Consider the following 11,949-nt stretch of genomic DNA (forward strand, 5'->3'; position numbering starts at 1 on the left):
CTAGGTGAAGTCGATCCGGACCGACACCGGTGTCGTCTCCAACGCCTTCACCATCTTGGCCGCCAGCCGTCCGAACTTGCGGGCGCGCGCGACGACGTCGTCGTCCGGCCGGAATGTCGCGACCCCGGTGCGCCACTGATTGCCCTGTCGCAGGCGGACATTCGGGTTGTCGGCGATGTTTTTGCCCCAGCCCGAGCGGCTGCCGTGCTGGCAGATAACCCACGCGCCGTCGTCGTCGAATTGGGCCGACACCGGAACCCGGCGCGCCTGGCCGGTCTTGCGGCCGATGGTTTCCAGTTCGGCGGCCATGGCGGTGCGCACCCCGAGCGCGCTCAGCCCCTTCACCGCCGGGTTGAGCAGATAGCGTCCGATCGCACGTTCCCTGCGGAACTTTCGCAGCGTCTTCTGCTCGTTGGTGCTCGTCATGGCGTTGAGGCTAGTAGACCGATTGGTATAGTTCAAGCCTTAGGTGCAACGAAAGGCGGCGAAATATGTCGGCGCGGGATGCTCTCATCGCCAGCGTCACGGGATTGGTGCGACGGCGGGGAGTCGCCGGAACGGGCCTCAACGCGCTGCTGGAGGACAGCGGAGTCGCCCGCAGGACCGTCTACCTGAACTTTCCCGGCGGCAAGGCCGAGCTCGTCGCCGAAGCCACCCGCCTGGCGGGGGACGAGTTGACGGCGGTGATCCGGTCGGGGGACGACGGCGGCGATCCCGCCGAGGCGGTCCAGACCTTCATCGACGCGTGGAAGGCGCAGCTGACCGCGACGCAGCTCCAGGCGGGCTGCCCGATTGTGGCAGCCGTTCTGGGTCGCTCCGAAGCGCCGGCGGCCGCCGAGGCGGCCCGCGAGGCCTTCGGTGACTGGCAGACGATCCTCGCCGACCGGCTGGTGAGCTCCGGCGCCGATCGTGAAAACGCACGCTCACTGGCGACCCTCACGGTCGCCGCCATCGAAGGCGCCGTCATCCTCGCGATCGCGACGCAGTCGACCGATGCGCTCGACGACGTCGGACGTCACCTGATCGAGGTCATGAGGCTGCACCTGCCCGCGTAGCAGCCGGGCGCCGAAGCGAAAACGCACGTGCTCAACCGCGCGCCAGCCGCTTTTCTGGGCTGGGCGGTTTCGCCGACGCCCCGTGCGTTCATCGGTATCGTCAAGCTGTGCTTGAGCATTCCATTCCCGAGGTCCTGCGGGAGCGTGCCAGCTCGCGGCCCAACGACCTGGCGTTCACCTACGTCGATTACGAGAACGACTGGGAGGGCGTCGCGGAAAGCCTGACGTGGTCGCAGCTGTATCGCCGCACGCTGAACCTCGCACGGGAACTGAAAGACTGCGGGTCGACCGGTGACCGCGCCGTCATCCTGGCGCCGCAGGGGCTCGAGTACGTCGTCGGCTTTCTCGGCGCGCTGCAGGCCGGTCAGATCGCGGTTCCGCTGTCAATGCCGGTGGGTGGCGCCAGCGACGAGCGGGTCAGCGCCGTCCTGCATGACGCGTCACCTTCGACCATTCTGACCACATCCGCTGCCGTGGACATCATCGCCGAGTACGCGAAGTCGGAGCCCGGTGCGCCATCGGTCGTCGAGGTCGATCGGCTGGATCTCGACTCCCGGCAAACGGTCGCCGCGGACACCGATGGCCAGACGAGCATCGCGCACCTGCAATACACCTCCGGGTCGACCCGTACCCCCGCGGGAGTTGTGGTCTCGCACAAGAACATTCAGGTCAACTGCGAGCAGATCATGGCCATGTACTACGAGGCGGACGGGGGCATGGCGCCGTCGGACACCACCGTGGTGTCGTGGCTGCCGCTCTTCCATGACATGGGCCTGATCCTGGGTATCGCCTTCCCGGTCCTGTGGGGCTTTCCCACCGTGCTCACCAGTCCGCCGTCCTTCCTGCAGCGCCCGGCGCGGTGGATGCAAATGCTGGCCGGCAATCCGCACGCCTTCTCGGCCGCGCCCAACATCGCGTTCGAATTGGCGACGCGAAAGACGTCGGACGACGACCTGGCGGGGCTGGACCTCGGGGGCGTGCACACCATCCTCAACGGCGCCGAGCGCGTGAACCCGCCGACGCTGTGGCGATTCGCGGACCGGTTCGCCCGCTTCAACTTCCGCCCCGAGGCGTTGCGTCCCTCCTACGGACTCGCGGAGGCCACGCTCGTGGTGGCGACCCGCCAGGCGGGTCACCCCCCGGTGACAGTCTCCTTCGATTCGGAGCAGATGACCGCCGGCCGTGGCGAGCGGTGCGCGGACGGTGCCGGTATCCCGCTGGTCAGTTATGGCATGCCGAAGTGGCCGATCGTGCGAATCGTCGACCCCGAGACGAGCATGGAGTGCCCGGAGGGAACGGTCGGCGAGATCTGGACGACCGGCGAGAACGTCTGCTCTGGCTATTGGCAGAAACCCGAAGAGACAGAACGTGTCTTCGGCAGAGCTATCGTCGGCGCGTCGGACGGCACACCGGAAGGGCCGTGGCTGCGGACGGGGGATCTGGGCTTCTACTCCGAAGGCGAGATGTTCATCGTCGGCCGGATCAAGGATCTCTTGATCGTCTACGGGCGCAACCATTCTCCCGACGACATCGAGGCGACGATCCAGGAGATCACCCGCGGCCGCTGCGTGGCGATCGCGGTTTCGGACGATGACGGTCCCGAGAAACTCGTCACAATCGTCGAACTCAAGCCCGGCGGCGATTCCGAAGAGGACGCGCAACGGTTGATCGCCACCCGGCGTGAAATCATCGCAGCGATATCGAGGACGCACGAACTGAGCGTCGCGGATCTCGTTCTGGTGCCCCCACATTCGATTCCCCTCACCACAAGCGGCAAGGTGAGGCGACGGGATTGCTCAAAGCTTTATCAGCAGGGCGCATTCACCCGTTTGGACGCGCACATCGGCCCGTCAAAGCCGCCCGCGGTCGAGGACACCGCCGCGGACGCCGGGGCCGACTCGGGATTGGCCCAACGTGTTCGCACGCTAAGCCAGCAGCAACACGACCTGCTGGTGGGGATGGTCTGCGCGCAGGCGGCGGCGGTGTTGGGGCGTCCGAGCCCGGACGACATCGACCCCGGGTCGGCGTTTCGCGACCTGGGTTTTGACTCGGTGAAAGCCACCGAATTGCTCGACCGGCTCAAGAGCGAAACCGAACTGCCGTTGCCGCCGACGCTGGCGTTCGACTATCCCACCCCCGACGAGTTGGCCGCCCACCTGGCCCAGCTGCTGATCGGGCCGGTCGCGGCGGCCTCGCCGGTGGAGTCGCAGGTTGCGGTGGACGAGCCGATCGCCGTGGTGGGCATGGCGTGCCGGTTCCCCGGTGGGGTGGATTCGCCGGCGGCGTTGTGGGATCTGGTGGCCACCGGCACCGACGCCGTCGGAGCGTTTCCGGCCGACCGGGGTTGGAATTTGGGGGAGTTGTTCGACCCCGACCCGGATGCGGTGGGCAAGACCTACACCCGCTCCGGAGGCTTCCTGGCGGACGCGGCCGGGTTCGACGCGGAGTTCTTCGGGATCTCGGGCCGAGAGGCCCAAACCATGGATCCTCAGCAGCGGCAGCTGCTGGAGGTGTGCTGGGAAGCGTTGGAAACGGCCCGAATTGACCCGGCCGGGTTGGTGCGTACCGAGACCGGCGTGTTCGTCGGCGCGTGGTCGCAGGTCTACGGCGGGGGCGGCTCGGAGGGCGTGGAGGGCTACGCGCTGACCGGCCTGTCCCCAAGCGTGGCGTCCGGGCGAATCGCTTATGCGCTCGGGTTGCAGGGCCCCGCAATCACCGTCGACACCGCCTGTTCGTCGTCGTTGGTGGCGACGCATTTGGCGTGTCAGTCGCTGCGCAATGGGGAGTCTTCTCTTGCGCTGGCGGGTGGGGTGACGGTGATGACCACGCCGTCGGTGTTCACCGAGTTCGCCCGCCAGCGCGGGCTGGCCGCCGATGGGCGCTGTAAGGCGTTCTCCGCCAACGCCGATGGCACCGGCTGGGGTGAGGGTGCGGCGGTGCTGGTGTTGGAGCGGCTCAGCGATGCCCGGCGCAATAACCACCCGGTGCTGGCGGTGATCGCAGGATCGGCAATCAACCAGGACGGCGCCTCCAACGGGTTGACGGCCCCGAACGGACCCTCCCAACAACGCGTCATCACCCAGGCCGTGGCCAACGCGGGCATCGGGCTCGATCAGGTCGATGTGGTCGAGGCGCACGGCACCGGCACCACGTTGGGCGATCCCATCGAGGCCGGTGCGCTGATAGCCACCTACGGCGCGGCCCGCTCGGCGGATCACCCATTATGGGTGGGCTCGATCAAGTCGAATATCGGACACACCCAGGCCGCCGCCGGGGCGGCGGGGCTGATCAAGATGATCGAGGCCCTGCGCCACGACAGCTTGCCGCCGACGCTGAACGTGGATCGCCCCAGCCCGCATGTGGATTGGTCGGCGGGAACCGTGCGGTTGCTGACCGAGGCGACACCGTGGCCGCAGGCCGATCATCCCCGCACCGCGGCGGTGTCCTCGTTCGGGATCAGCGGCACCAACGCCCACGTCATCGTCCAACAAGCCCCCGAAGCGCCGGTCGAGCCAGCCGAAGAACCCGAGGGTGTCGACTTCGGGCTGCGGGTGTGGCCGGTGTCGGCGCGCACACCCGCGGCGTTGCGCGCGCAGGCCGACCGGCTGCGCCAACACTTGCTCGCTAATCCGGACCTGGATCTCGCCGATGTGGCCTACAGCCTCGGTGCCACCCGCACCCACCACCCGTATCGGGCGGTGATCACCGCCGATGCCCGTGAAGACCTGCTTGGCGCGCTGCTAGCCCTGCGCGACGGCCACGCCCACCCGCAGCTCACCCAACACCACTACCTGGCCCAGGTCCGCGGCAAGACCGTGTTCGTCCTGCCCGGCCAGGGCGGCCAGTACCCGGGTATGGGGCGTGAGCTTTACGAGCGCCACCGCGTCTTTGCGGCGATGGTCGATGACTGCGACGAGGCGTTGCGTCCGTTCACCGGCTGGTCGGTGCGCGAGGTCCTGTTGCAGGAGTCGGGGGCGCCGGCGCTGGATCGTGTCGATGTGGTTCAGCCGGTGCTGTTTACGATGATGGTCTCGTTGGCCGAGGTGCTCGCCTCGTACGGCATCACGGCGGATGCGGTGATCGGACATTCGCAGGGCGAGATCGCCGCGGCGTACATCGCCGGGGTGTTTTCCCTGCCCGAGGCGGCCCAGATTGTGGCGCGGCGCAGCCAGGCGCTGGGCGAACTGTGTGGGGCCGGTGCGATGGCCTCGGTGCTGCTGGGCGCTGAGCAACTCGAGCCCTTGCTGCGGCCGTGGGGGGCGGCGTTGAGCATTTCGGCGATCAACGGCCCGTCGCACACCATCATCAGCGGCGAGCCTTCCGCGATGGAGCAGTTCAGCGGGGCCTGTGAGCGCGATGGCATCCAGTTCCGGGCGATTGCGGTGGATTACGCCTCGCACTGCGCTCAGGTCGAGGCGGTGCGCGAGCGGCTGCTGGCCGAGCTGGGCGAGGTCACCCCGGCCTTGTCCCGCATTCCGTTGTATTCGACGGTGGGACAGGCGGTTTCGGGTGACCCGTTGGACACCACCACGATGGACGCCGGCTACTGGTATCGCAATCTGCGTGAGCCGGTGCGCTTTTATGACCGGGTGGCCGAGCGGCTGGCCGCGGGGGAGTGCACGTTTGTCGAGCTGTCCCCGCATCCGGTGTTGGCGCCCGCGCTGGCCGATACGCTCGCGCAGACCCCGGGGCGTGCCCAGTCGACGGTTGTCATCACGCTGCACCGGGAACGTCCGGACCACGACAGCCTGGCTATGGCGTTGGCGCAGTTGCACACTCACGCCCACAGCCCCTCATGGCAGGCGCTCTACCCACACGCCCGCACCGTCGCGCTGCCCACCTACGCCTTCGACCACCGCCGCTACTGGCTCGCCCCCACGCCGGTCGACGACGCCGCCGCCCTCGGCCTGGACCGCGCCGAGCACCCCTTGCTGGGTGCGGTCGCCGAATTGGCCGACGAAGACCAGATCATGGTCAGCGGGCGGCTGTCGCCGGCCACCCAGGAGTGGCTGGGCGGGCACCGGGTCAACGACACCATCTTGTTCCCGGCGACGGGGTTCATCGAGGTGATTCTGCGGGCCGGGGAGCTGGCCGGTGCCCCGGTGATCGACGAGCTGATCCTGCACACCGCCCTGGTGTTGTCGGAGCAGGCGCCGACCGATTTGCAGGTCCTCGTGCACCCGCTCGACGAGCTGGGCCGGCGCCCGTTCAGCGTGCACTCGCGCGCCGGCGGCCAGTTTCCTGCCGCGTGGACGCTGCACGCCAGCGGCGCGCTCACCGTGCGCCAGCCGGCCGCCGGGTCTCCGCCGCCGGGGTTGGGTGCGGAAGCACTCGACCAGGACGACTTCTACGGCCGGCTGGCTCAGCAGGGCTACAACTACGGCGGTCCGTTCCGGGCGGTCCGGAGCATCGGCACCGATGCGGCCCGACCCGACGCCGTCTACGCCGAGGTGGCGCTGCCCGCCGGCACCGAGGTCGCCGGCTACGGCATTCACCCGGCCCTGCTGGACGCGGCCCTGCACCCGTTGGCCGCCGTGCTGGACGGAAATGACTCAGGATCGCCGCGGCTTCCCTACGCGTTCAACGGGATTGCCCTACATGCCACCGCGGCCACCGAGCTGCACGTGCACCTCACTCGAACCGGCGAGGACACGTTCACGCTGCACGCCACCGACCCCACCGGCGCTGCGGTGATCACCATCGGCGCGGTGACGTTGCGCGCCATGTCCGATCAGATCGGCCGGCCCGCTTCGACGGCCGGGCTCTCGGAGAGCATGTTCGAGCTGACCTGGCCGCCCCTGCCCGACCTGCCCGATGTGTCCGCGGACCAACCACCGGCCTGGGCGGTGTGCACCGATTCACCCGAGCAGTTGCCGAATGGCCTGTCCCGCGGCACAATTCACGACGACCTGGCCACCATGACCCCGTGCCCGGAGCTGGTCATCTGGGCCCTCCCGCAACTCGCCGAAACCGATCCACTTCGGCGGGTGCACGCCCTGACCCGGCATGCCTTGGCCCAGCTTCAGGGCTGGCTGACCCGTCCCGACAATGCCAACGCCCATTTGGTGATCGTCACCCGCCATGCGGTCAGCATCGGCGCTTATGACGGTGTCCCGGATCTGGCGCACGCCGCGGTGTGGGCGCTGATCCACACCGCTGCAAACGAGCACCCCGGCCGCATCATCCTGATCGACACCGACGAGACCCCGGCCACCGCCACCACCCTGCTGGCCATCGTCTCGGCGCGACCGGCGGGCGAGCCGGAGTTGGCCCTGCGCAACGGTGTTGCCCACATCCCCCGCGTGGCCCGCATCCCAACCCTGACCCCACCCGATGCTCCCGACTGGCAGTTGGGCACCACCGGCAAAGGTGACCTGACCAACCTGACCCTGCTCCCCACCGATGCGCCAAATGCCCTGGCGCCGGGGCAGATTCGCGTGCAGATCCGGGCCGCCGGGCTGAACTTCCGGGACGTGGTCGTCGCCTTGGGCGCGATCGCCGATGACGGAATGGGCAGCGAAGCAGCCGGGGTCGTCCTCGACGCGGCCCCGGGCGCATCGCTGCGCCCCGGTGATGCGGTGATGGGGCTTTTCCCGCACAACGCGTTCGCGCCCACCGCGATCGCCGATGAGCGCATGGTGGTGCCCGTCCCGGACGGATGGTCGTTCACCCAGGCCGCATCCGCGCCCATCGTTTTTCTCACCGCCTATGCCGCGTTGGTCGACATCGCCGGGCTATCGGCCGGCCAACGCGTGCTCATCCACGCCGGCGCCGGAGGCGTCGGTCAGGCCGCCATCCAGATCGCCCGCCACCTCGGTGCCGAGGTGTTCGCCACCGCCCACCCGAACAAACACCACGTGCTGGGCCAGCTGGGGCTCGACCCCGCCCACATCGCGTCGTCGCGCACGCTGGACTTCGTCGACACCTTCAAAGCCGCCACCGATGGGCAGGGCATGGACGTCGTGCTCAACAGCCTGGCCGGCGAGTTCATCGACGCGTCGCTGCAATTGCTGCCCCGCGGAGGCAGTTTCGTCGAAATCGGCAAGACCGACATCCGCCGGGCCGCCGACATCGCCGCGTCCCATCCCGGAGTCGACTATCAGGTCTACGACCTGTCCAGCGAACCGCCGCAAGCCCTACAGCCCGCATGGGCGGCCCTGACCGACATGTTCGCCGCCGGCGTCCTCAAGCCGCTGCCCACCACGAGCTACGGCCTGCTGAGCGCGCCGCAAGCCTTCCGCGACATGAGCCAAGCCCGGCACACCGGAAAGATCGTGCTGATCCCGCCCGCGGTATTAGATCCCCAAGGCACCGTGCTGATCACGGGCGGCACCGGGATGCTGGGCGCGCTGTTCGCCCAACATCTGATCACCCGCTACGGCGTCGAGAATCTATTGCTGTTGTCTCGCAGCGGAATCGACGCGCCCGGGGCCGGCGAACTGCGCGAGCGGCTGACCGGGCTCGGCGCCCAAGTCGCGATCGCCGCGTGCGACACCAGCAACCCCGCCGAGGTGGCCGCTGCACTCGACACGATCCCCGCCGACCATCCGTTGACCGCGGTGATCCACACCGCGGGCGTCCTCGACGACGCGCTGGTGACCGATTTGAGCCCCGAACAGCTCGATGCGGTCTTGGCCGCCAAGGCCGATGCGGCCTGGCACCTGCATCACCTCACCGCCGACCGCGACCTGGCCGCGTTCGTCCTGTTCTCCTCCGCCGCGGGCATCCTGGGCAGCGCCGGGCAGGCCAACTACGCGGCCGCCAACGCCTTCCTGGACGCGCTGGCCCGCCACCGGCATCACACCCAACGCCAGGCCACCAGCCTGGCCTGGGGCTATTGGCAAACCCCGTCCGGGATGACCGCCCACCTCAGCACGAGCGACCTGACCCGCCTGAGCAGCACCGGGCTCACCCCCATCACCAACGAGCACGGCCTGGCCCTCTTCGACGCGGCGCTCAGCAGTCAGCCGACCAACCTGCTGGCCAGCCCGTTCAACATTGCCGCGCTGGCCCGCCAGGCCCGCAACGGCACGCTGGACCCGATCCTGTCCGCCCTGACCACCAGCCGCCGCCAGGCCGCCACCGCCAGCCCGCGCACGCTGGCCGCCACGCTGGCCACCCAAACGCCGCAACAACGGCTGGACACCCTCACCGCCATGGTCACCGCCACCACCGCCGCCGTGCTGGCCCACCCCGACCCGGCCGCCCTCGACCCCGAGATCCCCTTCAAGGAACTCGGCATCGACTCCCTGACGGCCCTGGAACTGCGCAACACGGTGAACCAACGCACCGGCCTGGCCCTGCCGGCGACGCTGGCCTTCGACCACCCCACCCCGGCGAAGCTCGCCGGACACCTCGCGGAGCTGCTGACCGACGCTGCCGCGCCCGCCGCGCCGGCGGCTCAGGTCAGCACGCGTGGCGAGCCCGTCGACAATCGGCTCGCATACCTGGATCAGGCGGCGTTCCTGGCGCTGCGAGCGGTGCACGGCGCCCTGATTCAGGTCACCTGGATCTACGACCGTGCCGTCGACGTCGAGGGGCTAAAGCGTTTTCATCGCAACCTGGGCCGCGGGTTGCTGGGGCGCCGAATCGAACGGTCCACGTTGCCATTCGCGCGCGATCGGTGGGTGCAGGCACCGCCGCCGGAGGAGATCGACTTCGCCGCGACGCCACGTCCGCGTGCCCAGGTGAACGCGTGGGCCGACGAGCGGGCCCGCCTGCCCATCGACCCGGAGTGGGGGCCGGCCTGGCACCTCGGCGTGCTTCCGCTCGAGGACGGCGGCACCGCGGTAAGCCTGGTGGCCTCGCACACGATCGTCGACGCCATCGCGTTCGGCCAGGCGATAGAAGACGCCGCCGAGGGCAGGACGCGCGATCTGGGCTATCCCCCCGCGGGATCCCGCACCCTCGGGCGGGCCGTGCGTGAGGATCTCCGGCAAACCGTCAAAGACCTGCCCGACATAGGGCACGCGTTGACCGCGGTGGCTCGCCGCGCCCGGCGCGACCGCAAGGAACTCAACTCATCGTTCAAGGCGGCACCGCCGTCGCCGAGGAGGTCGGCCGACGACCGGCCGGTAGAGGTGCCCGCCGTCACGGCATACGTCGACCTTGCCGAATGGGATGCCCGCGCGAAAAGCCTTGGCGCAAGCAGCAACTCCCTGGTGGCGGGAATCGCGTGCCGGCTCGCGGTACGGATGGGTCGGGTTCAGGACGACGGGACCGTCACCCTCCGATTCATGGTGACGCTGCGGACCGAAGGCGATACCCGAGGCAACGCGCTCACCAGCGTCGACGTTCCGGTCGACCCGACCCACGCGGCGACGGACCTGGCCGATATGCAAGCCAAGATCACGCAAACGATCCTCGAGGCGATGGAGGACCCCGACAACGAGTGGCTGGCGCCGCTGCCGCTGGCCGCGTTGACGCCGGTATGGGCGGCCAGGAAGGTCGCGGGGATGGCGACGGGTGGCTCCACCCTGCCGGTCACGTGCTCCAACGTCGGTGACCTGTCCCCGTCGGCGAACCGCCCCGACGGCACCGAGGCCGATTACGCATACATGAGAAACCTCGAGCCCGATATGAAGCAAAGCACGCTCGAGGCCATGGGCGGACAATTGTTCCTGGGTTCGGGACGGGGCCGCGGCAAGATGTTCATCCGAATCTCGGCGTATCTTCTCGGGCGGTCGAACACCAAAGAGGAGCTACGGGAAAGCGTGTCGCGCACGTTCGCCGAATTCGATCTGAACGCAGAGATCGACTGCTAATCGCGGCGCGTCGGGGCCGTTGTAACCGATAGCGTAGCGGCTTTCGGCGTCGACGGAATCTCTGTTGCCTTGTACCGCAATGTGATTGAGCTGATCCGGCTCGGTTCAGAAAATCGGGTATTTACCGCGGAATCGCGGTGATTTATTATGAACGGAATGGTTAACAAAAGATGAACAAATGGTGAACGGATTCAAGGCATAGCAGCGTTGGCAAGTGCACCGTGAAACCGGAGGGGCGGCGCAAGTGCCTGGTGTACATGGCAATTCGCCCGTCACGCGACGGCCCGACCAGAACGGAAATCCCTCCTATGTTCACCGGCACCACCGGCCGCTCCGGTGCCCTGATTACCGCCCTTGTGGTGCTAACGGGAGCTGCAATTGTGCGCGGCGGCGCGGCTATCGCCGACCCGAGCCAAGACGACCGGTTCCTGGCACTGCTCGATCAACAAGGCATCCCCGCACTTCGTGGCGTCCCGAGCCTCATCGAAACCGGCCATGACGTGTGTCGCACGCTCGACGCCGGCATGCCGGCGGCCGGCTTGGTGGACGCGATGGTCAACAATGCGGTCGGCATCGACCCGAGCGAGCGCGATTTCGACCTCGGCCGCCTCGCGCGCACCGAGGCGCGCTTCATCACCGCCGCGGTCGGGGCCTACTGCCCCTACGATCGGGGCAAAATCGCTTCCCTAAGGACCAATCCCAGCGGGTGGGAAGGGTCCGCGCACCGGGTCACACGGCCGGCGGTCGACGTGCGGAGCGATCTTCGGGAGTCGCCCGTGGCGGTTCCGTCCGGAGAGATCGACGATCCCAATCCGCCGCAGCTTCCGGCACCGCCGCCGCAGGCGGCACAGATCCAGACGCCACGGCAGCCGATAGCGGCGCCGTCCGCACCAAAGCACCCGCCGCCCCCGCCGCAAACCGCGAAGCCCCCGCCACAGCAGCCGCCGCCACCGCAGCAGATGGAGCCCGCCGGGGGTCCGCAGCCTGGCGGCGCCGGAGGCAGCGGCGGCGGTAGCGCCGGTGGCGGCAACGGCGGTGGTAGCCCTGGCGGAAATGGTGGCGGGGTCCCCGCGGATCCGTCGCCGGGCTTTGTCCGGCTCGCACCGTGAGGCGCTGAATGCCTTGCGCTA

The 11,949-nt window shown here is 68.7% G+C and carries 4 protein-coding genes; 3 read left to right on the top strand and 1 reads right to left on the bottom strand.

What is annotated here, in order from left to right; translation table 11 throughout:
- Window positions 1–426 (bottom strand): nitroreductase family deazaflavin-dependent oxidoreductase, encoded by a 426-nt coding sequence (locus tag A5712_RS09890; RefSeq protein WP_068103976.1) that lies wholly within the window; start codon window positions 424–426, stop codon window positions 1–3.
- 65 nt (window positions 427–491) lie between these two features.
- Here A5712_RS09890 and A5712_RS09895 point away from each other — a divergent pair, with 65 nt between their 5' ends.
- The 3 genes from A5712_RS09895 (at window position 492) to A5712_RS09905 (ending at window position 11,928) form a co-directional block, all read left to right on the top strand.
- A complete protein-coding gene (locus A5712_RS09895) occupies window positions 492–1,055 on the top strand; it encodes a TetR/AcrR family transcriptional regulator (protein WP_068103978.1) in 564 nt (187 codons plus the stop codon).
- A 107-nt stretch (window positions 1,056–1,162) separates the two neighbouring features.
- Window positions 1,163–10,819 (top strand): type I polyketide synthase, encoded by a 9,657-nt coding sequence (locus A5712_RS09900; RefSeq protein WP_068103979.1) that lies wholly within the window; start codon window positions 1,163–1,165, stop codon window positions 10,817–10,819.
- Between the two features lie 308 nt (window positions 10,820–11,127).
- On the top strand, window positions 11,128–11,928 hold the full coding sequence (locus A5712_RS09905) for a DUF732 domain-containing protein (RefSeq protein WP_068103980.1): 801 nt from the start codon (window positions 11,128–11,130) through the stop codon (window positions 11,926–11,928).
- Window positions 11,929–11,949 lie beyond the last annotated feature (21 nt).

It is taken from the genome of Mycobacterium sp. E2327, from assembly GCF_001672675.1.
GTDB lineage: Bacteria > Actinomycetota > Actinomycetes > Mycobacteriales > Mycobacteriaceae > Mycobacterium.

Bases quoted from the DNA above. Each gene is read 5' to 3' on its own strand.
- A5712_RS09895 (WP_068103978.1), top strand. From the start codon at position 492: ATGTCGGCGCGGGATGCTCTCATCGCCAGCGTCACGGGATTGGTGCGA.
- A5712_RS09890 (WP_068103976.1), bottom strand. From the start codon at position 426: ATGACGAGCACCAACGAGCAGAAGACGCTGCGAAAGTTCCGCAGGGAA.
- A5712_RS09905 (WP_068103980.1), top strand. From the start codon at position 11,128: ATGTTCACCGGCACCACCGGCCGCTCCGGTGCCCTGATTACCGCCCTT.